23 protein-coding genes are annotated in these 22,119 nt (G+C 74.1%); 13 read left to right on the top strand and 10 right to left on the bottom strand.

Annotated elements, in window-relative coordinates:
* Nucleotides 1–84: 84 nt before the first annotated feature.
* Complete coding sequence (locus GA0070614_RS31655) at nt 85–159, bottom strand: 50S ribosomal protein bL37 (protein WP_369700219.1); 75 nt, start codon at nt 157–159, stop codon at nt 85–87.
* A 357-nt stretch (nt 160–516) separates the two neighbouring features.
* Here GA0070614_RS31655 and GA0070614_RS11175 point away from each other — a divergent pair, with 357 nt between their 5' ends.
* Entirely contained in the window at nt 517–732 is a 216-nt protein-coding gene (locus GA0070614_RS11175; protein WP_088973021.1) for a biotin/lipoyl-binding carrier protein, read from the top strand.
* Entirely contained in the window at nt 729–1,241 is a 513-nt protein-coding gene (locus GA0070614_RS11170) for a GNAT family N-acetyltransferase (RefSeq protein WP_088975889.1), read from the top strand. Before GA0070614_RS11175 ends, GA0070614_RS11170 begins: the two co-directional genes overlap by 4 nt.
* Here the strand turns inward: GA0070614_RS11170 and GA0070614_RS11165 are convergent.
* Nucleotides 1,232–1,813, bottom strand: coding sequence for a TetR/AcrR family transcriptional regulator (locus tag GA0070614_RS11165; RefSeq protein ID WP_088979380.1), 582 nt, complete (start codon nt 1,811–1,813; stop codon nt 1,232–1,234). The genes GA0070614_RS11170 and GA0070614_RS11165 overlap by 10 nt on opposite strands.
* A 112-nt stretch (nt 1,814–1,925) precedes the next feature.
* Between GA0070614_RS11165 and GA0070614_RS11160 the strand changes: the two genes are divergently transcribed.
* Complete coding sequence (locus tag GA0070614_RS11160) at nt 1,926–3,515, top strand: MDR family MFS transporter (RefSeq protein ID WP_088975888.1); 1,590 nt, start codon at nt 1,926–1,928, stop codon at nt 3,513–3,515.
* A gap of 173 nt (nt 3,516–3,688) precedes the next feature.
* Here the strand turns inward: GA0070614_RS11160 and GA0070614_RS11155 are convergent, their stop codons facing one another.
* On the bottom strand, nt 3,689–5,506 hold the full coding sequence (locus GA0070614_RS11155) for a tetratricopeptide repeat protein (RefSeq protein WP_088975887.1): 1,818 nt from the start codon (nt 5,504–5,506) through the stop codon (nt 3,689–3,691).
* A gap of 190 nt (nt 5,507–5,696) precedes the next feature.
* On the opposite strand from GA0070614_RS11155, the gene GA0070614_RS11150 reads away from it, so the two are divergent.
* Together GA0070614_RS11150 and GA0070614_RS11145 are read left to right on the top strand one after the other, a co-directional pair.
* Complete coding sequence (locus GA0070614_RS11150) at nt 5,697–6,728, top strand: SIS domain-containing protein (RefSeq protein ID WP_088975886.1); 1,032 nt, start codon at nt 5,697–5,699, stop codon at nt 6,726–6,728.
* 25 nt (nt 6,729–6,753) lie between these two features.
* Nucleotides 6,754–8,301, top strand: coding sequence for a sensor histidine kinase (locus GA0070614_RS11145; RefSeq protein ID WP_088975885.1), 1,548 nt, complete (start codon nt 6,754–6,756; stop codon nt 8,299–8,301).
* Nucleotides 8,302–8,385: 84 nt separating this feature from the next.
* On the opposite strand, the gene GA0070614_RS11140 is transcribed toward GA0070614_RS11145, so the two are convergent.
* Nucleotides 8,386–10,251, bottom strand: a complete 1,866-nt coding sequence (locus tag GA0070614_RS11140; protein WP_231933609.1) for a glycosyltransferase family 39 protein — start codon at nt 10,249–10,251, stop codon at nt 8,386–8,388.
* A 610-nt stretch (nt 10,252–10,861) separates the two neighbouring features.
* Here GA0070614_RS11140 and GA0070614_RS11130 point away from each other — a divergent pair.
* From GA0070614_RS11130 to GA0070614_RS11120, 4 genes are all read left to right on the top strand, one after another.
* Nucleotides 10,862–12,565, top strand: coding sequence for a nitrite/sulfite reductase (locus tag GA0070614_RS11130; protein ID WP_088975882.1), 1,704 nt, complete (start codon nt 10,862–10,864; stop codon nt 12,563–12,565).
* Nucleotides 12,562–12,720 carry a hypothetical protein gene (locus GA0070614_RS30555; RefSeq protein WP_172892414.1) on the top strand — a complete coding sequence of 53 codons (159 nt, stop codon included), beginning with the start codon at nt 12,562–12,564 and terminating at the stop codon, nt 12,718–12,720. Before GA0070614_RS11130 ends, GA0070614_RS30555 begins: the two co-directional genes overlap by 4 nt.
* A 53-nt stretch (nt 12,721–12,773) precedes the next feature.
* Complete coding sequence (locus tag GA0070614_RS11125) at nt 12,774–13,535, top strand: phosphoadenylyl-sulfate reductase (RefSeq protein ID WP_088975881.1); 762 nt, start codon at nt 12,774–12,776, stop codon at nt 13,533–13,535.
* Nucleotides 13,536–13,864: 329 nt separating this feature from the next.
* Nucleotides 13,865–14,584, top strand: a complete 720-nt coding sequence (locus tag GA0070614_RS11120; RefSeq protein WP_088975880.1) for a sirohydrochlorin chelatase — start codon at nt 13,865–13,867, stop codon at nt 14,582–14,584.
* 117 nt (nt 14,585–14,701) lie between these two features.
* Here GA0070614_RS11120 and GA0070614_RS11115 read toward each other — a convergent pair whose 3' ends face one another.
* Together GA0070614_RS11115 and GA0070614_RS11110 are read right to left on the bottom strand one after the other, a co-directional pair.
* Nucleotides 14,702–14,959: a WhiB family transcriptional regulator gene (locus GA0070614_RS11115; protein ID WP_088975879.1), complete on the bottom strand. Its 258-nt coding sequence runs from the start codon at nt 14,957–14,959 to the stop codon at nt 14,702–14,704.
* A 444-nt stretch (nt 14,960–15,403) separates the two neighbouring features.
* A complete protein-coding gene (locus GA0070614_RS11110) occupies nt 15,404–16,354 on the bottom strand; it encodes a diacylglycerol/lipid kinase family protein (RefSeq protein ID WP_088975878.1) in 951 nt (316 codons plus the stop codon).
* A 43-nt stretch (nt 16,355–16,397) separates the two neighbouring features.
* Between GA0070614_RS11110 and GA0070614_RS11105 the strand changes: the two genes are divergently transcribed.
* Nucleotides 16,398–16,787 (top strand): hypothetical protein, encoded by a 390-nt coding sequence (locus GA0070614_RS11105; protein WP_088979379.1) that lies wholly within the window; start codon nt 16,398–16,400, stop codon nt 16,785–16,787.
* Nucleotides 16,788–16,818: 31 nt separating this feature from the next.
* On the opposite strand, the gene GA0070614_RS11100 is transcribed toward GA0070614_RS11105, so the two are convergent.
* The 3 genes from GA0070614_RS11100 to sodN form a co-directional block, all read right to left on the bottom strand.
* Entirely contained in the window at nt 16,819–17,223 is a 405-nt protein-coding gene (locus GA0070614_RS11100) for an ATP-binding protein (protein WP_088975877.1), read from the bottom strand.
* Nucleotides 17,224–17,255: 32 nt separating this feature from the next.
* On the bottom strand, nt 17,256–17,711 hold the full coding sequence (locus GA0070614_RS11095) for a GNAT family N-acetyltransferase (RefSeq protein ID WP_088979378.1): 456 nt from the start codon (nt 17,709–17,711) through the stop codon (nt 17,256–17,258).
* Nucleotides 17,712–17,776: 65 nt separating this feature from the next.
* On the bottom strand, nt 17,777–18,181 hold the full coding sequence (gene sodN, locus GA0070614_RS11090; protein ID WP_088975876.1) for a superoxide dismutase, Ni: 405 nt from the start codon (nt 18,179–18,181) through the stop codon (nt 17,777–17,779).
* Between the two features lie 84 nt (nt 18,182–18,265).
* Between sodN and GA0070614_RS11085 the strand changes: the two genes are divergently transcribed.
* The 3 genes from GA0070614_RS11085 to GA0070614_RS11075 all read left to right on the top strand — a co-directional run bounded on the left by GA0070614_RS11085 (nt 18,266) and on the right by GA0070614_RS11075 (nt 20,965).
* A complete protein-coding gene (locus GA0070614_RS11085) occupies nt 18,266–18,616 on the top strand; it encodes a S24 family peptidase (protein ID WP_088975875.1) in 351 nt (116 codons plus the stop codon).
* Between the two features lie 141 nt (nt 18,617–18,757).
* A complete protein-coding gene (locus GA0070614_RS11080) occupies nt 18,758–19,936 on the top strand; it encodes an NAD(P)-dependent malic enzyme (RefSeq protein ID WP_088975874.1) in 1,179 nt (392 codons plus the stop codon).
* 66 nt (nt 19,937–20,002) lie between these two features.
* Nucleotides 20,003–20,965 (top strand): zinc-binding dehydrogenase, encoded by a 963-nt coding sequence (locus tag GA0070614_RS11075; RefSeq protein WP_172892413.1) that lies wholly within the window; start codon nt 20,003–20,005, stop codon nt 20,963–20,965.
* Between the two features lie 141 nt (nt 20,966–21,106).
* Here the strand turns inward: GA0070614_RS11075 and GA0070614_RS11070 are convergent, their stop codons facing one another.
* Nucleotides 21,107–22,105 carry an alpha/beta hydrolase family protein gene (locus GA0070614_RS11070; RefSeq protein ID WP_088979376.1) on the bottom strand — a complete coding sequence of 333 codons (999 nt, stop codon included), beginning with the start codon at nt 22,103–22,105 and terminating at the stop codon, nt 21,107–21,109.
* Nucleotides 22,106–22,119: the final 14 nt, after the last annotated feature.

Raw genomic sequence — 22,119 nt, 5'->3', positions numbered from 1 at the left:
GGACACGACGGTGGCCCGGGTCGACTCGACCCGGGCCACCGTGGCGTCCGGTCCTGCGCCGGCGGGTGGTCCCGCCGGGCGGTGTCAGGAGTTGGGGCGCTTGCCGTGGTTCGCGCCGCTCTTCTTCCGGGCCTTCTTCTTGCGGGCCTTCTTCGCCATGCTGACCTCCTCGTGATGGTCGGATCCCTGCCGCGGCGACCCCGACGCCGGCGCACGCACCGGTCGTCCCGGCGCCCGGGTCCGACCCGCTGATGCTAGTGCGGGCGGGCCCCGCCATCGTCCGCCGGGGCGGCGGGTCGGGACCGCCCTTCCGCCGAATCCGCCCGCGCCCGCAGGGACGGCAGCCCTGCCCGACTCTCGCCCTGCCGCCGACCCGAGCGCCCGGTGGCCGCCCCGGCGCTCGGCGGCCGTCCGGGCCGTCCGACGCGAGAGCGCACGCACGCCGCTCCCCACCCGCGCCGTGCGCCCGCATGATTGGATACGTCGGCAGGCAATCGCGAGAGGGAGGGCCGGGACATGGCCGAGGAGATCCGCGCCGAGATGGTGGCCAACGTCTGGAAGGTCGTCGCGTCGGCGGGCGACACCGTGTCCGAGGGGGACACGCTGGTGATCCTCGAGTCGATGAAGATGGAGATCCCGGTCGTCGCCGAGTCCGACGGTGTGGTCAAGCAGCTCGCCGTCAACGAGGGTGACGTCGTGCAGGACGGTGACCTCATCGCGGTGATCGATTGACCGGCCCGACGGTCCGCCCGGCCACCCCGGCCGACTTCGCCGCGATCGCCCGGCTGACGGTCGCCGCGTACGAGGCGGACGGGCAGCTCAAGGATGAGAGCGGGTACGCCGAGGTGCTCGCCGACGTGTCCAACCGGGCCGCCGCCGGCGAGGTGCTGGTGGCCGTGGACGGGGCGAGCGGGGCCGTGCTCGGGTCGGTGACCTTCGTGCTGCCCGGCACCCCGTACGCCGAGCTGTCCGGCCCCGGCGAGGCCGAGTTCCGGATGCTGGCCGTGGACCCGGCCGCCCAGGGGCTCGGCACCGGGGCGACGCTGGTGCGGGCGTGCGTCGACCGGGCCACCGCCCTCGGCTGCTCGGCGGTGGTGATCTGCGTCCGGGACGGGCTCGCCGTGGCCGCGCACCGGCTCTACCAGCGCCTGGGCTTCGTCCGGACGCCGGAGAAGGACTGGTCGCCGGTGCCCGGGGTCCAGCTGCTGGGCCTGCGCCTGGAGTTGCCCGCTCAGTCCTGAGCGGCGGGCCGGTCGCCGATCCCGGCGAGCAGTTCGTCGGCGACGTCGAGGGCGATCTTCTTGCGGTCGTCGTCGGTGATGTCCGGCGCGCGTACCGCGAACCAACTGCTGTGCACGGCGAAGAGCGACAGCGCCGCGCGCAGTTGGGCGGCGGGGGAGTCGTCGCCCCGGCACAGCTCGTTGGCGAGCTGGAACATCCGCTCCCGCATCTGCTGACCGGCGGTCAGGCTCTTCAGCACGGTCTGGTTCTGCTCGAAGAAGCGCATCACCGAGGGCTGCTCGCTGGCGAACATCGTCTCGGCGTACCGGGCGATCAGCGCGTGCCGGGTGTCGCGGGAGGTGGGCTGCGCGCGCGCCCAGGCGATCAGCTCGTCCATCCGGCGCAGCCGGTCCTCGACGAAGCTGTTGACGATCTCGTCCTTGCTCTTGAAGTGGTAGTAGAGCGCGGCCTTGGTCACCCCCAGCCGCTCGGCGATCTCACGCAGCGAGGTCTTCTCGTACCCCTGCTCGGTGAAGAGCTCCAGCGCGACGGCCTGGATGCGTTGGCGCGTGCCGCCTGTGCTCTCCCTCACCCGGACCACCCGTCTCGTCGACCGTTTCTCGGTACCCAACTTACCGTGCGGCTAGTAAGGTAACTAGCCGGCCGGCAAGTAAGCGGGTCACGTCTCGCGGGGGAGCTTACCGATGGATCAGGAAAGTCAGTCGGCGGTGCGGCCGAACGTCCGGGTCGTCCTGTTCGGCCTGATGATCGCGATGATGCTCGCGATGCTCGACAACATGATCGTCAGCACCGCGCTGCCACGGATCGCGCTGGAGTTCGGCGGGGCCGACCACTTCACCTGGATCGTCACCGCGTACATCCTCGGCACCACCGTCTCCACCCCGATCTGGGGCAAGCTCGGTGACCTGTACGGCCGCAAGACGGTCTTCCTGACCTCCGTGGTCCTCTTCCTGATCGGCTCGGCGCTCTGCGGCATGTCCGGCTCGGACCTGCTCGGCGGGGCCGACAACGGCATGATCCAGCTGATCGCGTTCCGCGCCGTGCAGGGCCTCGGCGCCGGTGGCCTGATGGTCGGCGTGATGGCGATCATCGGCGACCTGGTGCCGCCCCGGGAGCGGGGTCGCTACCAGGGCATGATCGCCGGCATCATGGCCATCGCCATGGTGGCCGGGCCGCTGGTCGGCGGCTTCATCACCGACAACCTCTCCTGGCGCTGGGCCTTCTACGTCAACCTGCCGCTCGGCGGCGTCGCGCTGCTGGTGCTGGCCACCACCATGCACCTGCCGAAGTACCGCACCGAGCACCGCATCGACTGGCTCGGCGCCGCCCTGCTCTCCGTCGGCATCACCGCGATCGTGCTGGTCACCACCTGGGGCGGCAACTCCTACGACTGGATCTCCCCGCAGATCGTCGGCCTGGCCGTGCTGGCCGTCGTCGCGCTGGCCGCCTTCGGGATCGTCGAGCGGCGCGCCCCCGAGCCGATCCTGCCGCTCGGCCTCTTCGCCAACCGCAACTTCGCGCTGATCTCGGTGATCGGCTTCCTGCTCGGGTTCGCGATGTTCGGCGCGATGAACTTCCTGCCGCTCTACCAGCAGACCGTGCAGGGGGCGTCGGCCACCAACAGCGGCCTGCTGCTGCTCCCGCTGATGTTCGGCATGCTGGTGGTCTCGTTGGTCGTCGGCCGGGCGATCACCAGGACCGGCCGGTACCGGGCGTACCCGATCGTCGGCGGTGTGGTGATGGCCGCCGGCATGGCGCTGCTGACCCGGCTCGACCTGGACACCAGCAAGACCGAGTCCTCGCTCTACATGGTCGTGCTCGGCGTCGGCATGGGCTTCCTCATGCAGACCACGATGCTGATCGCGCAGAACAGCGTCGCGCAGAAGGACCTCGGCGCGGCCAGCGGCGCGGCCACCTTCTTCCGCTCCATCGGCGGCTCGTTCGGCGTCTCGCTCTTCGGCGCCATCTTCGCCAACCGGCTCGCCGGCTCCCCGGCCGGCAGCGCCTTCGGCGGGGGCGGCACCGGCGAGGGCCAGAGCATGGACCTGGAGATGCTGCGGCAGCTGCCGCCGGAGCTGCGGGAGACGGTGCTGGGTGGCCTCGCCGACGCCGTCTCGCACGTCTTCGGGTGGGCGGTGCTCTTCACCGTCGCGGTGCCGGTGCTGGCCTGGTTCATCCGGGAGATCCCGCTGCGCTCGACCAACGACACCCCGCCGGACGCCACCCCCGAGGAGCAGGCCGAACTCGCCCTCGGCAAGGCCCCCACCGCCTGACCCCCCACCCCGCCCGCCCTCACCCACCCACCCGCCCCGCCCACCCGCCCCAAGATCCGCACACTTTCAGAGAAAGAGTGGCTGTTCCGGACGGAATGGCCACTCTTTCTCTGAAAGTGCGGGCGACCGCATGGCGCTGTCTGTCGCGCAAAAGAATGACCGCAGCGGGGGGGTCAGGGGCGGTGGAGGAGGGCGGTGAGGCGGCGCCAGAGGCGGCGGAGCGGGCCGGGGGTGGAGGTCGCCGTTGCGGTGTCGAGCAGGGCGTGGGCGAGGGCGGTGGTGGCGCCGTCCAGGGCCGGGGTGGCCAGCGCCAGGTACGCCAGGGACACCGCGATCGGCACCGGCCGCTCCCGGGCCACCTCGGCCACGTCGGCGAGGCGTTCGGCCACCACCGCGGCCACGTCGGGGCGTACCGAGGGGTCGACCCAGGCGGCGGTGACCAGGGCGAAGAGCGCTGCCTCGGTGATCCAGTCCTCGACGTCCCAGACCAGTTCGACGAGCACCCGGCGGCGGGTCGAGGACGACCACGGCTCGTCGGTGCGGTGGTGCAGCAGCCCGAGACAGGCCCAGACCTGCACGCAGCGCACCCAGAGCGCCGGGTCCTGCCCGCCGAGCACCCGCCCCAGCGCGGTGTCGGGCGGCTCGGGCGGGTGGACCAGCAGCCCCAGCAGGTCCCCGAGTTCCAGGGTGGCCAGCCCGACCGCGGCGTCGTACGCGGCCGGCGGGTGGGGCCAGGCGGGATGGGCGAGCTGGCGTACCCGCTGTGCCGCGTCGGCGGACGGGGCCGGCAGGGTCGGGGCGGCCGTGCCGCCCTCGTAGCGCCACAGCTGGCGGGTGGTGGCCCGGCGGGGCTCACGCGGGTCCGGCTCGGCCACCCCGGTCACCTCGACGTCGAGGCCCGCCGCCGCACCGGCCCGCATCGCGCTGGGCGGCTCCGGGGCGGTGAGGCGGACCGCCGTGCCGGGCGCGCCGTCGGAGGCCGACGAGCGGCGCAGCGCGTCCACCATCGCGCCGGCGGCCGGGGTGACCTGCCCCAGCCAGGGCCGGCTGCGGCAGCACTCGGCGAGGTCGCCGTGCTCGTGGCTGTCGTCCGGGTGGTCGCGGACGAAGTCGGCCAGCGCGATCAGGTGCGCCACGTCGCCGTCGCGCAGGAAGCGCAGCCGGTGGGCGGTGTGCACCGCGCAGTCGAAGGTCGGGTCGCGCTCCAGGGCCCGGTCGGTCCAGGTGAGGGCCTCGTCGAGGCGGCCGGTGTCGGCCAGGGTGCCGGCGATGTCCGCGTACACCGCGAGGTCGTCGGGGTCGTGGGCGACGGCCCGTTCCAGGGCGGCGAGCGCCTCCCTGGTCCGGCCGGCGCTGCGGTAGGCGTACCCGAGCCACACCTCGCCCAGTTTGGACGGCTCCTCGCGTACCCCCCGGCTGGCCCAGGTGACGGCGAGGGCGACCTCGCCGAGGCGCCGGGCCAGCGCGGACGCCGCGCCGAGCAGCAGCGGGTGCCGCGGGTTCGCGTCGACGGCGTGCCGGGCCAGCGTGAGGTACGGCGACAGCGGCGGGCGGCCGGCCCGGGGCACCGGGTCGGGCACCGCCGCGCAGACCTGCATGAGGATCCGGGCGGTGCGCTCGGGGTCGAGCCGTCCGGCCAGGTCGGGGGCGGTCACCCAGGGCACGCCGGCCCAGTCCGTGCCGGGCGCGTGCGCGGTGGCGGCGACCAGCAGGTCGAGTCCCTCGGCCGGACGCCCGGCGGCGGCGAGCAGGTGGGCGCGGGCCACCACCGCCCCGACGAAGGCCCGCTGGCCCAGCGGGAAGAGGTCCAAGTCGCCGCCGGAGGCCGCCGCGATCCGGGCCAGCGTCTCGTGCACCTCGGGCAGGGTCGGGGAGTGGGCCAGGGCGGCGGCCAGGTGGCCGGCGGCGTGCGGCAGGTCGCCGGAGTCGAGGGCCGACCGGGCGAGGGCGAGTTCCTCCGCCGCGGAGAGCGCGGGATCGTCCTCGGACACGTTCGCCTTCCGCTCGCAGGTGTGGGTTGCCAGGGCTGGGCAAGCCTAGGGGATGAGGCCACACATTGGTGATCGACTGCTCATTGCTGCTCGTTCGATTGCCCATGAGCGCCCAATGGTGCAAGACTGATCACCAAACGCGCGGGAAACGCGCAGGGGAGGAGCCTTCGTGACACGTCCAGGGGCCGGCATGGCCGCAGACATCGACGAGCAGCCGGCCGGCTACGCCCGGTTGCTCTCCGCCGCGCACGCCGAGCCGATCGCCCGGGTCGCGGCGGCCATCGCCCGCCGCCGCCCCCGGCACGTCGTCTTCACCGCCCGGGGCACCTCCGACCACGCCGCCCTCTACGGGGCGTACCTCACCGAGATCCGGCTCGGCCTGCCCGCCGGGCTCGCCTCGCCGAGCGCGGTCACCATCTACGGGGCCCGCCCCGACCTCTCCGACGCCCTGGTCGTCGGGGTCAGCCAGAGCGGCGGCTCCCCCGACCTGACCGAGGTGCTGCGCACCGCCCGCGCCTCCGGCGCGCTCACCCTCGCCGTCACCAACAACCCCGGCTCGCCCCTGGTCGAGGCGGCCGAGCTGAGCGTCGACATCGCCGCCGGGCACGAGCGGGCGGTCGCCGCCACCAAGACGTACACCGCCGAACTGCTCGCCCTGCTGATGCTCGTGGAGGGGATCCGGGCGGGCGGCGGGACGTTGCCGGCCGAGGAGCGGGCCGCGCTGGACGCCCTGCCCGAGCTGGCCGAGCGCACCCTGGTCGACCCCACCCCGGCACAGCTCGCGCCCCGCTACCGCTTCGCCGGCCAGCTCGTCACCACCGGCCGGGGGTACGCCTACCCGACCGCCCGGGAGGCGGCGCTGAAGCTGATGGAGACCTCGTACCTGCCCGCGCTCGCCTTCTCCGGCGCGGACCTGCTGCACGGCCCGCTCGCCATGACCGACCCGGACGTGCCGGTGCTGGCCGTCGTCGGCTCCGGCCCCGGCGGACGGTCCATGGGCGAGGTGCTGCCCCGCCTCGGCGAGCGCCGCGCCGACGTGGTGGTGGTCGGCTCCGCCGAGATCGAGGGCGCCACCCGGATGGCCGTCCCGGAGGTCGACGAGCGGTACGCCCCGCTGCTGGACATCCTGCCGTTGCAGCGGCTGGCGCTCGCCCTGGCGCTGGCCCGGGGCGAGGACCCGGACGCACCGCGCGGGCTCAAGAAGGTCACCGCGACGATGTGAGCCGGAACGTGGCACGCTGTGAGGCGTGTCCACGCTGCGCGACCTCGCCGAGGAGCACACCCAGCTCCGCCCGGCCGACATCGACCACCTGCACCGGATCGCCGGCGACTGGCAGCTGCTGTCCGACCTGTCCTTCGCCGACCTGCTGCTCTGGGTGCCGGTGGACGGCGACGGGACGTTCCTCTGCGTCGCCCAGGTCCGCCCGACGACCGCCCCCACCGCGTACCTGGACGACCAGGTGGGGCGGATCGTCGGCGGGCCCGAGGTGGCGCACCTGGAGGTGGCGTACCGGCAGGGGCGGATCTGGCGGGAGGGCGACCCGGTCTGGTACGGCGACGTGCCCGCCCGGCACGAGGCGATCCCGGTGCGGCTGCGTACCGCCGACGGCGAGGCCGGCGAGGTGGTCGCCGTGGTCGGCCGGGACACCAACCTCTCCACCGCCCGGACGCCCAGCCAACTGGAGCTGAACTACCTCACCACCGCCGACGACCTGGCCCAGATGATCGCCGACGGCACCTTCCCGCCGCCCCGGCACCCGGGCGAGACCACCTCGGCCCCCCGGGTCGGCGACGGTCTGGTCCGCCTGGACGCCAACGGCAAGGTCACCTACGCCAGCCCGAACGCGCAGTCGGCGTACCGCCGGCTGGGCTACGCCTCGCACCTGGTCGGCGAGGACCTGGCCAAGCTGCACCGCCGGCTGGCCAGCGACCCCCTCGAAGGGACCGACGCGGCCAACGGCGTGCTCGCCGCGCTGCGCGGCGAGGCCCCGCCCCGGCGGGAGATCGACGCCCGGGGCGCGACCATGCTGACCCGGTCGCTGCCGCTGATGCCGGCCGGCGTGCCGATCGGCGCGCTGGTGCTGGTCCGCGACATCACCGAGGTACGCCGACGCGACCGCGCCCTGATCACCAAGGACGCCACCATCCGGGAGATCCACCACCGGGTGAAGAACAACCTCCAGACCGTGGCCGCGCTGCTCCGGCTGCAGGCCCGCCGGGTCGCCATGCCCGAGGCCCGGGTCGCCCTGGAGGAGTCGGTACGCCGGGTCGCCTCGATCGCCCTGGTCCACGAGACCCTCTCGATGTCCAGCGACGAGGCGGTCGAGTTCGACGGGATCGTCGACCGGGTGGCCAGCGCGGCGACCGAGGTGGCGGCGACCGAGGTGAGCGTCGGCATGCGGCGCAAGGGCAGCTTCGGGGTGCTTCCCGCCGAGATCGCCACCTCGCTGGTGATGGTCCTCAACGAACTGCTGCTCAACGCCGTCGAGCACGGCTTCCCGCCGGCCGGCGAGGACGGCGCGGCCCCCACCCCGGAGGACGCGGCGAAGCCGGAGGTGGTGGTGACCGCGCACCGGTTCCGCAAGCAGCTGCACGTCTCGGTGGCCGACAACGGGCGCGGCCTGCCGGCCGAGTTCGACGCCGAGCGCGGCGGCCGGCTGGGGTTGCAGATCGTCCGGGCGCTGGCCACCGGGGAGCTGCGCGGCAGCATCGAGCTGCGCAACGGCGCCGAGGGTGGCACCGAAGCCGTCCTCGTCGTCCCCCTGGCCCGGGGCGGCGACCGCCAGCCCGCCTGACCGCTTTGTGAATCTTGGTACGGACAGGCCCCTCCAGGGGTCGGTCGGTACCAAGATCCTCCTGGCGCTCTGGCGCTCAGTCGCTCAGTCGCGGGTGAGGAGGGCGACGGTGAGGTTGGGGCGGTGCCACCGCCGGGTCACCGTGTAGGCGTCGCGGAGCGCGTCGCCGGTCGCGGTGGGGACCACCGTCAGCGGGTCCGGCCGACGGCCGGCCACCACCAGCCACACTCGCCGGGCCCCGGCCAGGCAGTCCGCCGGGCGCGGGCACTCGGTGACCCAGAAGTCCGCGCGTTGCCGCTGGTCGCGGAGCGCCAGCACGTCCCGGGGTCGCTCCTTCAGGTGGTACGACACGCCGAGATCGAGGAAGAGCCAGCCGTCCCGGGGCCAGTAGACGATGGTGTCGCCGGGCTCCTGGCCCGCGCCGATGATCTCCGCCGCGCCCCGGTAGTCGACCGTGGCGCTGCGCGGCCAACCGTGGGTCTGCCGCAGCGACGCCTGCTCGGGCAGGCCGAGCAGCCCGGCGAGCGCCACCACGGCGACCGGTGGCGCGAGTAGCTGCCACCGCCGAGCGGCGAGGGCCGGCGCCGGCGTGGCGTCAGGGGCCGCAGGTGGCCGCCCCGGTGCGGCACTCGGCGAGCCCGGCGCGGCGCCAGAGGGTGCGGACGCCTGCCAGGGCGGTGCGGTGGCCGGCCTCGCCGGGGCGGCGATCAACGCCGCCCCGGCGAGCACGCAGGCGAAGGGCACGATGAAGAGCAGGTAGCGCGGTACCCAGAGCGGCACCACCAGCCCTCCGACGAAGACCAGCAGCACCGGCAGCAGCACACAGAGCCCCGGCAGCAGCGCCCGGCGCCCCGCCCGGGCGGCGCCGAGTGCGGCGAGGCCGACCAGCAGCCCCCCGACCACGCTGCTCTGCGCCACACCACCGGGCAGCGCCGCCAGGTCCGTGAGGCGGGCCGCCTCGACCCAGTCGAGCTGCCGGGAGCGCTGCCCCCGGGCGCGCAGGAGCAGCGGGGTGAGCACGACCAGCACCGGTAGCAGGGCGAGCACCCAGTACAGCGGGAGCCGCCGGTACCGGGTGTCGCCCGTGGTGGCTGGCGCTTCGCCCGTGTCGCCCTCGCCGGCTCGGGCTGCGCCCGCGGTGGCCGAGGCGCCGCCCGCGTCGCCCACGCCGGCTGCGGCTTCGCCCGTGTCGCCCTCGCCGGCTCGGGCTGCGCCCGCGGTGGCCGAGGCGCCGCCCGCGTCGCCCACGCCGGCTGCGGCTTCGCCCGCGTCGCCCACGCCGGCTGCGGCTTCGCCCGTGTCGCCCACGCCGGCTGCGGCTTCGCCCGTGTCGCCCTGGGTGGCCGGGGCTCCGCCCGCATGCCCCACGCCGGCCGAGTTGCCCGGGGTGGCCGGCGCGCCGGCGCGCCGGGCGGCCAGCACCACCACGGCGTGCGCGGCGAGCAGGGTGAGGGCGAGCAGGTGGGTCAGGCCGAGCGCGGCCACGGCGGCGGCGTAGCCCGCCCAGCGAGCCCGACCGGGGCGGTCCAGCGCCCGGACCAGCAGCAGGGTGGCGAGCACCGCGAAGAGGGTGGCCAGGGCGTACGGGCGGGCCTCCTGGGCGTACCGGGAGGTGCCGGGGAGCACCGCGAGGAGCAGGCCGGCGAGCAGGCCGGCGCGGGCCCCGAACAGCCGTCGCCCGAGGACGGCGGTGAGTCCGGCCGCCGCCGCCATGGCCAGCGCCGAGGGCAGTCGCAGCGCGGCCGGCGAGTCGCCGGCGAGTCGTACCCAGCCGTGCAGCAGCAGGTAGTACGGACCTGTCGCGGCGTCCACCGTGCCGGTGAGCCGGAACAGGTCCGGCAGCGACCGGGTGGCGGCGCTCCAGCTGGCCAACTCGTCCCGCCACGGCTGGGCATGCCCGATCCCGACCAGTCCGGCGGCCAGCGTGGCCAGCGTCGGCACGAGCCACACCAGCGACTCCGCCCGCCGACCGTGCCCTGCCGGACCGCGCCTTACGGACATATCGCCCACGGACCGAGCCTTCCACACCCGTCGGTGGCCCGTGGCCGTAGCGACCCAGCTCGCAAGGTCGCGCTCGATCCTGGATGTCGTGGCATCGCACCGGCCGCGAAACCACTACATCCCGTAAGTAGCACGATCTTGGCGCGGGGCGCGGGGCGCGGGGCGCGGGGCGCGGGGCGCGGGGCGCGGGGCGCGGGGCGCGGGGCGCGGGGCGCGGGGCGCGGGGCGCGGGGCGCGGGGCGGAGTCGATCTTCGATGGGTCGGGGGTGTCGCCCGTGATGTGGGATGCGGCACGCGGTCGTTGGCCGCGCCTGTCGGCGTGTGGCAGCATGAGCGCATGACCGCCGCTGTCGTCCGCCGCTTCGTGGCCCGTCGCCACGTCGACTACGGCCGCGTGCGCAGCGCGATCTGTCCGGCCCACTGACGACGCCCGACCCATCTGTCTCGGGCGCGTAGTCCGCGCCGGCCGTTCTGACACCGTTGTCCTCGACCCGTCCCACGGGTCGGCCGCCGCGCCCGCGCACCCACCGAGGCACAGCAGACAACGGAGGACGCCGCGATGGCGGTCACCAGCACCTCGGCCCGCCCCGACACCCCGCCCGCGCGGGCGCCTCGCCGCCCCCGTGGCGAGGGGCAGTGGGCGCTGGGCCACCGCGAGCCGCTCAACGCCAACGAGCGGATCAAGAAGGACGACGACCCGCTCAACGTGCGGGCCCGGATCGAGACCATCTACGCCCACCGCGGCTTCGCCTCCATCGACCCGCAGGACCTGCGCGGCCGGTTCCGCTGGTGGGGCCTCTACACCCAGCGCAAGGCGGGCATCGACGGCGGTCGTACCGCCGTGCTGGAGCCGCACGAGCTGGAGGACGAGTTCTTCATGCTCCGGGTCCGGGTCGACGGTGGTGAGCTGAGCCTGGCCCAGCTGCGGGTGGTCGCCGACATCTCCCGCGAGTTCGCCCGGGACACCGCCGACATCACCGACCGGCAGAACATCCAGTACCACTGGATCCGGGTCGAGGACATGCCGGAGATCTGGCGCCGGCTGGAGTCGGTCGGCCTGCAGACCACCGAGGCGTGCGGGGACTGCCCGCGCGTGGTGCTGGGCAGCCCGGTCGCCGGGGTGGCCGAGGCCGAGCTGGTCGACCCGACGCCGGCCGTCGACGAGATCGTCAGCCGGTACGTCGGCGACAAGCAGTTCTCCAACCTGCCCCGCAAGTTCAAGACCTCGATCTCCTGGCTGGTCGACACCCCGTACGAGGCGAACGACATCGCCTTCCTCGGGGTGGACCACCCGGAGCACGGCCCCGGCTTCGACGTGTGGGTCGGCGGCGGCCTCTCCACCAACCCCATGCTGGCCAAGCGGCTCGGTGTCTGGGTGCCGCTGGCCGAGGTGCCGGACGTCTGGGCCGGCGTGGTCGGCATCTTCCGCGACTACGGCTACCGTCGGCTGCGCAACCGGGCCCGGCTGAAGTTCCTGGTCGCCGACTGGGGCGTGGAGAAGTTCCGCGAGGTGCTGGAGAAGGAGTACCTGGGCCGGACCCTGCTCGACGGGCCCGCCCCGGAGCTGCCGAGCAAGCCGGTGGACCACATCGGCGTGCACCGGCAGCGCGACGGCCGCCACTACGTCGGCGCCGCGCCGGTCGTCGGGCGGGTCTCGGGCACGCAGCTCGCCCGGCTCGCCGACCTGGTCGAGGCGCACGGCAGCGGCCGGGTGCGGCTCACCCCGTACCAGAAGCTGCTGGTCCTCGACGTGGCGCCGGAGCGGACGGAGTCCCTGGTCGACGCGCTGCGCGGGATCGGCCTGGAGGCCCGGCCGTCGGCCTGGCGGCGCGGCACCATGGCCTGCACCGGCATCGAGTTCTGCAAGCTGGCCATCGTCGAGACGAAGCGGCGCGGCGAGGAACTGGTGGCCCGGCTGGAGGAGCGGTTGCGCGACTTCGACGCCGACATCTCCATCCACCTCAACGGTTGCCCGAACGCCTGCGCCCGTACCCAGGTCGCCGACATCGGCCTGAAGGGGCAGTTGGTGGTCGGTCCGGACGGCCGCCAGGTGGAGGGCTTCCAGGTGCACCTCGGCGGCGGCCTCGGCATGGCGGAGGGGCAGACCGCCGGCTTCGGGCGCAAGCTGCGCGGCCTGAAGACCACCGCCGACGAGCTGCCGGAGTACGTGGAACGACTGGCCCGCCGCTACCTGGCGGGCCGGACCGACGGTGAGACGTTCGCCAACTGGGTGATCAGGGTCGACGAGGAGGAGCTCCGATGAGTGATGCCCGTTCCGCACCTCTCTACTGCCCGTACTGCGGCGAGGAGGACCTGCGGCCGAGCGAGGCCGGGCACGGCGCCTGGGAGTGCCACGCCTGCGCCCGCGTCTTCACGGTGAGGTTCACCGGTCTGCTCAGCACGGGGGTGCTCCGGTGAGCACGAGGAGTGAACTGGCGAGCCCCGCAGTCACGAACGAGAGGCCGGCACGGATGAACCTCGTCTCCGCAGCGAACCTGCGACTCGTCGGACCCGGCGGCCCGACTCCGGCCGAGGAGGGCCGGCGCGACCCGGAGGAGCTGCGCGTACTGGCCGAGGCGGCCGGCCGCGAGCTGGAGGGCGCCCCGGCGCTGGAGATCGCCCGCTGGGCGGCCGAGACCTTCGGCGACCGGTTCTGCGTGACCAGCTCGATGGCGGACGCCGTGCTGGCGCACCTGGTCTCCCGGGTCGCCCCCGGGGTGGACGTGGTCTTCCTCGACACCGGCCTGCACTTCCCGGAGACGCTGAGGGTCCGCGACGAGGTGGCCCGCCGGCTGCCGGTGAACGTCCGCTCGATCCGCCCCCGGCTGACCGTGGGCCAGCAGGACGGCGAGTACGGCCCCCGGCTGTTCAACCGCTCGCCCGACGACTGCTGCCAACTGCGCAAGGTGGAGCCGCTGGAGCGGGCCCTGGCCGGGTACGACGCCTGGGCCGCCGGGCTGCGCCGGGACGAGTCGCCGACCCGGGCGAACACGCCGGTGGTGACCTTCGACGCCCGGCGCGGCAAGGTGAAGGTCAACCCGATCGCCGCCTGGACCCAGGCCGACGTCGACGCCTACATCTCCCGGTACGACATCCCGGTCAACGAGCTGTTCAGCCGCGGCTACGGCTCGATCGGCTGCTGGCCCTGCACGAGGCGCACCAAGGCGGGGGAGGACCCGCGGGCCGGCCGCTGGGCGATGTTCGAGAAGACCGAGTGCGGGCTGCACGTCTGACCGGCCCGGGGGCCGGCGCGGGCGCTCCCGCGCCGGCCCCCGGCATGTCCTCCGTCGACAGGTCCGCGTCGCCCACCTCCGCCGTCGACCGGTCCGCGCGGGCCACGTCCTCCGCCGACCGGTCCGCGTCGCCCACGTCCTCCGTCGACCGGTCCGCGCCGGCCTCTGGAACGCCCGCCAACGGGTCCGCGCCGGCCACGTCCGCTGCGGGCCGCGGCACGCCCACGCCGGCCCCGGGCGGGTCCGGGGCCGGGCAGCCACCCGTCGGCCGGTTCAGCTCCGGGCGGCCCACGCCGCCGTCGGGGTCCGGCGCGTCCGGCGGTACGCCGGTGGTGCTGGTGGCGCACGGCAGCCGGGACCCCCGGGCGGCGGAGGCCACCCGGGCGCTGGCCCGGGCCGTCGAGGCCGCGCGCCCCGGCACCCGGGTGCTGCCGAGCTGGCTGGACCACACCGACCCGGGGCCGACGGAGGTGCTGCGCGCCCTCGCGGCGGACGGGCACGCCGAGGCGGTGGTCGTACCGCTGCTGCTCACCGCCGCGTACCACCGGCGGGTGGACGTCCCGGCGGCGGTGGCGGCGGCCCGCGAGACGGCCCCGGAGCTGGCGGTACGGGTGACCGACGTGCTCGGACCGGCGGACGGGACGGTGGACGCGGGGCTGCTGGCCGGACTGCGCCGGCGGTTGGCGGAGGCGGAGCCGGGCGGCGTGGACGCGCTGGTACTGGCGGCGGCGGGGACCCGGGACGCCCGGGCGCGGGGCTCGGTGGGGCGGGTCGCGGTGGCGCTGGCCGACGAGTTCGGCCTGTCCTGCACCGTGTCGTACGCCTCGGCGGCCCCGCCGACGGCGGACGTGGCGGTGGCCCGGCTACGGGCGGCGGGGGCCCGGCGGGTGGCCGTGGCGGCGTACTTCCTGGCGCCCGGGCTCTTCCACGACGGGGTGGTGGCGGCGGCCCGGGCGGCCGGGGCGGTGGCGGTCAGCGGGCCGTTGACCGACGCCCCGGAGCTGGCGGATCTGGTGCTGCGCCGGGTGGACGCGGCGACACCGGTGTGACGACGGCCGCCACCATGATCGAGAGCCGGGGTGGCGGGGTAGTGGGACGGGGTGCGGACAGCAGAACGCCCCGGCGGGGCGGACCCGGCCGGGGCGTACGGCGGTGCGTGTGGTCGGTCAGGCGGAGTGAGCGCGCAGCACCCGGAGCCCGCCGCGGCGCTTCACCGCGCGGCGCTCCTCCTCGCTCATCCCGCCCCAGACGCCGGCGTCCTGACCGGACTCCAGTGCCCACTGGAGGCAGTGGTCGGTCACCGGGCAGCGCCGGCAGACGGCCTTCGCCTGCTCCACCTGCAGGAGGGCCGGACCGGACGTCCCGATCGGGAAGAACAGCTCCGGGTCCTCGTCGCGGCAGACGGCATCGTGGCGCCAGTCCATGGCGGCAACACTCCTCATTCTGAGATGGGCGGCAGATAACGCTGTTGCTTTTCCTTATGTGCATCCGCAGTGCCGGTCGTGACGGTTCGCGTTCGACTATTCGGCAGTGCGTGAGCAGGCTCGTTCAGTCCCGCGACCTGCTGGAAAGGCTCAACCTGCCGAGCATATCCAGGCAATGTCCCGGTAACTCAAGTTCGCTTGTGAATACTTTCACGAACTCTGTCGATGTCAAGGGTGACGCGAGGAAAAACTCCGCACGGTGAGCAAGCTCACGACCCTTTTGTCCGGGTTTGAGGCGTCCCTGGTTACCCGGCGTACCACAGTCGAGGATCAATATAGTACAGTCCGCGTGACATTGCTGACATTTCCGGCACCACCCTTCGTCCTGGCGGCCACCGCCGTCGTGCGGTGTAACGACCGCCGACCTAGGGCGTTACCCGAGACCTAGCAGATTACTCTCAGTGCCGCGGGAACGGATGTGAATCTGACTTTCTCCCGTACGCCAAGGTAGTCGCCGTCGAGCTGGAACGCCTGTGGGCGGGCGCTGACCAGCGTGAACTCCGGCACGTCGTGGAGTCGCAAGACCTGCTTGCCATGCGGATCCGGATCCCGGGAGAGGAATTGCGTCACTGTCCGTGTCGTACTGGCCACGCGGAGCTGACGTAGGGCCAGCACGTCGAGGCCGAGGTCGAACGACGCCTCCGGATTCGGGTTGATCTCCCGCTCGCCCAGGTACGTCCACGGCGCGCAGTTCTGGATGATGACGGTCGCCAGCTCGCCCTCGGCCGGCTCACCCGGACGCTCCAGCGAGATCGCCGGGTGCCGGCGGTCCGAGTCGAGGAAGTACTGGCTCAGCGTGGCGCGGAAGTAGAGCGCCGGCGTGGAGACCCGACCCCGTTTACGGGCCTGCTCCACCCGGTGGATCACCGCCGCGTCCACCCCGAAGCCGGCGCAGAAGGTGAAGTAGCGGTCGTCGGCCCGGCCCAGCCCGATCGTCCGGGACCGGCCCAGCCGCAGCCCCTCCAGGATCATGCTGGTGCCCTCCGGCCACTCCCGGGGCAGGCCCAGGGCGCGGGCGAAGACGTTCGTCGAGCCACCCGGCACGGTCGCCAGCGCGGGCAGCCGCTCGGCGGGCGTACCGCCGGTGCGGAAGGTCGGCGGCTCGGCCGTCATCAGGCCGTTCACCACCTCGTTGACCGTGCCGTCACCACCGAGGGTGACGACGACGTCGACCCCCTCCTCGGCCGCCTCCCGGGCCAGGTCGGTGGCGTGACCCCGGCGGCGGGTGTACCGCACCGACAGGTCGACTTCGCTGCGCAGCGCCCGGACCAGGACGTCCCGGCTGCGTTCGCTGGTGGTGGTGGCCTTCGGATTGACCACCAGGACGGCCCGCATGGGCGGCACTGTACCGCGACCGCCCACCGGTATCGTGGCCCGCGTGACCATCGACTCCGACGCCGCGCCGGACACCCTCCGCTGGGCGGTACGGCTGCTGCGGGCCGAAGCGGTCGCCCTGGCGCTGCTCGCCGGCTGGCTGATCTGGGCCGACCTGACCGCCACCAAGACCGACCTGGTGTCGGCACTCTTCGTGACCGGGTTCGCGATCGCCGGAGCCGCAGCGCTCTGGGCCCTCGGCGGGGCGCTGGCCCGTCGCCGCGCCGGCGCCCGGGCCCCCGCGATGGTCCTCCAGCTGATGCTGCTGCCCGTCGGCTGGTTCATGCTCCAGGCCGGGATGGGCTGGCTGGGCGTACCGCTGATGGCGCTCGGGCTCGGGGTCTGCGCGCTGCTGCTCAGCCCGCCCACGACGCGGGCCCTGGGGTTCGAGTGACCGGATCCCGGCCGAGCGGCCGGGACGCCGGTCAGTAGCCGGAGCGGCGGGTCAGCAGCGAGATGGTGGCCCGCCCGGCGACCGCGTTTGCCGAGGCGGCGGTGGTCAGCGCGGTGAGCACCTTCCAGGCGAACGAGGACTCCGAGGGCAGTGTCGCGCCGCGGACGGTCGGCACGGTCACCTCGACGGTGAGCGCGTCCTCGGTGACCGAGAAGCGGCACTCCAACTCGGCGTCACGGGTCGCGATGGCGAGCAGCATGGCGCACGCCTCGTCCACCGCGATGCGCAGGTCCTCGATCTCGTCGAGGGCGAACTGGAGACGGGCCGCGAGCCCCGCCGTCGCGGTACGGAGCACGCCGAGGTATCCGCCGTCGGCGGGCACGGTGAGGTGCACGACGTCGTCGTCGGTCGTCGGCTGGCCGGTCAGTTGAGTCACGCCTCATCCCCCCGGTCGGGGACTCTACCCCCTCAGGCGCCCGGCCGGGCGGGTGCCGTCGGCGCCTGCCCGGCGAGGGAGTGCAGCGCCGGCCCCGTCAGCCGGTACGGCAGCCACTCCCGCATCTGCTCCGCCCCGATGGAGGCGTAGAAGCGGGCGGCGGGATTCCAGTGGATCATCCACCAGTCGAGGCGCCGGTAGCCCCGCTCGACGCAGAGCGCCGCCAGGGTGGCGAGCAGCGCCCGACCGGCCCCGGTGCCCCGCGCCTCGGGGCGGACGTACAGGTCCTCCAGGTAGACGCCGTGCACGCCTTCCCACGTGGAGAAGTTGAGGAACCACAGGGCGAAGCCGAGCGGCCGGTCGTCGGCGTCCACCGCGACGTGCCCGAAGAGCGCGGGCGACGGCCCGAAGAGCGCGGCGTGCAGCTGCGCCTCGGTGAGGTGGCACTGCTCGGGGGCCCGCTCGTAGTCGGCGAGTTCGTGCACCATCGCGACGACGGCCGGCACGTCCTCGGGACGTGCCGGCCGGATCGACGGCGCCTGGGGAGCCAGGGTCACGCCTTCTTGGTCTCCCAGAAGATCTTCGAGATCTCGTCGATCTTCTGGAGCAGCTCGTCGGCCTTGGACGGGTCGGTGCCGCCCTTGGCGCCGGCCGCGCCGGCCAGCTTGGTGGCCTCGTTGAAGAGCTGGTGCAGGTGCGGGTACTTCTCGAAGTGGGCCGGCTTGAAGTAGTCGGTCCACAGCACCCACAGGTGGTGCTTGACCAGGTCGGCGCGCTGCTCCTTGATCAGGATGGCGCGGGTGCGGAACTCCGGGTCGGTGTTGGCCTGGTACTTCTCGCAGATCGCCTTCACCGACTCGGCCTCGATCCGGGCCTGCGCCGGGTCGTAGACGCCGCACGGCAGGTCGCAGTGCGCGCTGGCGGTCAGACGGGGCGAAAGGATGCGGGGAAGTCGCATCAGAGTCCTCCACGGGATGTTTGCGATGATCCAAGCCGACATTACTCCTGGGGACGTCCCCGACAGGGGCGGAGGGGAAACCTGATGGCGGTCGACGGAGGCGGTCCCGGGGCCCGGATGCGCCGGCCGCTGACCGCCGTCGGGGTGACCGGCCCGTCCATGTCGCCCACGCTGCGCCACGGCGACGCCGTCCTGGTCCGGGTCGGTGGCCGCCCGGCCCGCCCCGGCGACGTCGTGGTCGCGGTCTTCCGCAGCCGCCCGGAGCTGCTGGTGGTCAAGCGCGCGGTCCGCCCGCAGGACGGCGGTTGGTGGGTACGCGGGGACAACGACCTGGTGACCGACGACTCCCGGGCGTACGGCGTGGCCGACGTGCTGGGCCGGGTGGTGCTGCGCTACTGGCCGCGCCCCGGCCGGGTGTCCCGCCGACCGTTATGACCCTGCTCACATCCGAGCGGCCGTCACCTGACTATGCTCGGAAAGTGCCCGGGTGACCCCCCGCACCGCGTGCCGCCGTTCGACGCCTCACCTCGCGCCCGCGCCGGCCGCTCCGTCTGCTCGACAGATCCTGGAGTCACCATGTCTGCGTCCACCGTGGATCCCGCTGATCCTGTCTTCCGGTTGCACGTCGGCGGCAAGATGGCCGTCACCTCGACGGTCCCGCTGACCAGCCGGGAGGACCTCTCCCTCGCGTACACCCCGGGCGTGGCCCGGGTCTGCGAGGCCATCGCCGCCGACCCCGCCCTCGCCGACGACTACACCTGGGTGTCGCACACCGTCGCGGTCGTCACCGACGGCTCCGCCGTACTCGGGCTGGGCAACATCGGCCCCCGTGCCGCGCTGCCGGTGATGGAGGGCAAGGCGGTGCTGTTCAAGCAGTTCGCCGGCGTGGACGCGGTACCGATCTGCCTGGACACCCAGGACGTGGACGAGATCGTGGCGACGGTCCGGGCGCTCGCCCCGTCCTTCGGCGGCATCAACCTGGAGGACATCAGCGCCCCCCGCTGCTTCGAGGTCGAGCGCCGGCTGGACGAGGCGCTGCCGATCCCGGTGTTCCACGACGACCAGCACGGCACCGCGATCGTCGTGCTGGCCGCGCTGCGCAACGCGGCGGCCCTGCTCAACCGCAAGCTCGGCGACCTGCGCGTGGTGGTCAGCGGCGCCGGCGCGGCCGGGGTCGCGGTCACCGCGATGCTGGTCGCCGGGGGCGTGAACCCGGAGCAGGTGGTGGTCTGCGACTCGAAGGGCATCATCGGCCGGCACCGCCCCGACCTGACCGAGACCAAGGCGCACCTCGCCGAGACGACCAACGCCGAGGGCCGGCAGGGTGACATCACCGAGGCGCTGCGCGGCGCGGACGTGCTGATCGGCGTCTCCGGCGGGCAGATCCCCGAGGAGGCGGTGGCCGGGATGGCCCCGGGCGGCATCGTCTTCGCGCTGGCCAACCCCACCCCCGAGGTGCACCCGGAGGTGGCGGCCCGGCACGTCGCGGTGGTGGCCACCGGCCGCAGCGACTACCCCAACCAGATCAACAACGTGCTGGCCTTCCCCGGCGTGTTCCGGGGCGCGCTGGACGCCCGGGCCACCCGGATCACCGACGGGATGAAGGTGGCCGCGGCCGACGCGATCGCCTCGGTGGTGGCCGAGTCGCTCACCGCCGACGCGATCGTGCCCTCGCCGCTCGACCCCCGGGTCGCCCCGGCGGTGGCGGAGGCGGTGGCCGAGGCGGCCCGGCGCGACGGTGTCGCCCGCGCCTGACCGTGTGAGAAAGGCCCCGGGTCGCCACGGCCCGGGGCCTTCTTAACGATCGTTTCCCTTGTTACGGTGCCGATCATGCGTGCCGCCTATGCCTCCCGCTTCGACGCCGACAACCCGCTCGCCGCGCTCGGCGTCGGCGACCGCCCCGAGCCGACCCACCCGGACTCCGACTGGGTCACCGTGCAGGTGCGGGCCAGCTCGCTCAACCACCACGACATCTGGTCGCTGCGCGGGGTGGGCCTCGCCCCCGACCAGCTCCCGATGATCCTGGGCTGCGACGCCGTCGGCACCGACCCCGACGGCCGTGAGGTGGTCATCTACCCGGTGGTGCCCACGCCGGGCGACCCGCGGGGCGTCTCCATCCTCTCCGAGCACTTCCCCGGGACGCTGGCCGAGCGGGTGGCCGTACCCCGGATGAACCTGCTGCCGCTGCCGGCGGGCCTCTCGGCGACCGACGCGGCCTGCCTGCCCACCGCCTGGCTCACCGCGTGGCGGATGCTCACCACCAAGGGCCGGGTGGACGAGGGCGAGTCGGTGCTGGTCCAGGGGGCCGGCGGCGGCGTGGCCACCGCGGCCGTCGCGCTCGGCGTCGCGCTCGGCAAGCGGGTGTACGCGACCAGCCGGGACGCCGGCAAGCGGGAGCGGATCACCGAGCTGGGGGCGACCGCGCTGGAGCCCGGCGCCCGGCTGCCCGAGCGGGTCGACGTGGTGATCGAGACGGTCGGCGCGGCCACCTTCGACCACTCGCTGAAGTCCGCCGCCCCGATGGCCCGGATCGTCGTCTCCGGGGCGACCGCCGGGCACGAGCCCACGGTCAACCTGCGCCGGGTCTTCGCCATGCAGCTGGAGATCCTGGGCACCTCGATGGGCACCCCGCACGAGCTGACCGAGCTGCTGGGCTTCTGCGCCGAGCACGAGATCCACCCGGTGATCGACAGCGTCGTGCCGTTCTCGAAGGTCGAGGACGCCTTCACCCGCCTGCACTCCGGCGACGTCTTCGGCAAGGTCGTCATCGACCACACCACCTGACCCCGCCCGCCCCGCCCCGCCCCTCACCCCCCGTGCACTTTCAGAGAAAGAGTGGCTATTCCGCGCCGGATGGCCACTCTTTCTCTGAAAGTGCGTCCCCGGGGGCGGTGGGGGTGGGGGTGGGGGTGCGGTGGGTGGGGGTCAGAGGCGGTTGTCGAGGGTGGCGATGTCGGCGTGGGTGGCGCCGGTGGCGATGCGGGCCTTGGCCTTCGCGTCGCCGTAGAGGGTCCAGCGGAGGAACTCGACCGTGGTGTCGGAGACCACCCGCAGGGCCGCGCCGTCACTGAGCAGCGCCCGACCGTGGTCGCCCTTCGGCAGACTGAGCATCGCCTTCGGCCACGGCACCGCGTCGTAGACCGCCTTGCCGGCCGCGTACTCGACCACCTCGTCGGCCTGCCCGTGCACGAAGAGCTGCGGCGCGGCGGCCCCGGCGAAGGCCGTGCCGACGCCCAGCCCGGTGCCGGCGAAGACCACCCCGGCGTCCAGCCGCTCGTCCCGGCCGGCGGTGAAGAGCCCGATCGTGGTCACCCCGCCGGCCGAGTGCCCGGTCGCCGCGACCCGGTCGGTGGCGAGCCGGCCGCGCAGCGGGTCACCGGCCTTCCCGTCCAGCGCCAGCACCGCGTCCAGGGCGTACGAGACGTCCGCCGGCTGGTTCAGCACGTCGAGTACGTTGCTGTCGGTGCCCCGGCTGGTGTGCGGGAAGGTGGGCGCGGCGATCACGAACCCGGCCGCCGCCCAGCGGGTCAGCAGCGCCGCGTAGTCCTGCGGCCGGCCGCCCAGGCCGTGGCTGAACATCACCACCGGGAACCGGCCGGCCGCCACCGTCGCCCCACGCTGCGGCGCGTCGCCGGCCTCGCCCCGGGCCGGGTACCAGAGGGTCACCGGCAGCGGCCGGTCGCCGTCGCGGTTGAGCTTCAACTGGCGTACGCCGACCGCGAAGGTCCCGGTCGGCGCGCTGCCGGCGGGACCGCCCGGGGCCGGGGTGGTGGCCGGCGGGGACTGTGCCGGGGCGGCCGGGCGGGCGGTCGGGGCGGGCGCGGCCGAGCAGCCGACCAGACCGACGGCGAGCAGGGCGGCGACGAGCGGGACGGCGACGAGCGGGACGGCGGCGAGCGGGACCGGGGTACGGCGACGGGACATGGCACCGATTGTGC

This window comes from Micromonospora coxensis (assembly GCF_900090295.1).
Lineage (GTDB): Bacteria > Actinomycetota > Actinomycetes > Mycobacteriales > Micromonosporaceae > Micromonospora > Micromonospora coxensis.
The sequence above is the reverse complement of the archived record's forward strand: the minus strand, read 5'-3'. Positions and strand labels throughout refer to the sequence as shown.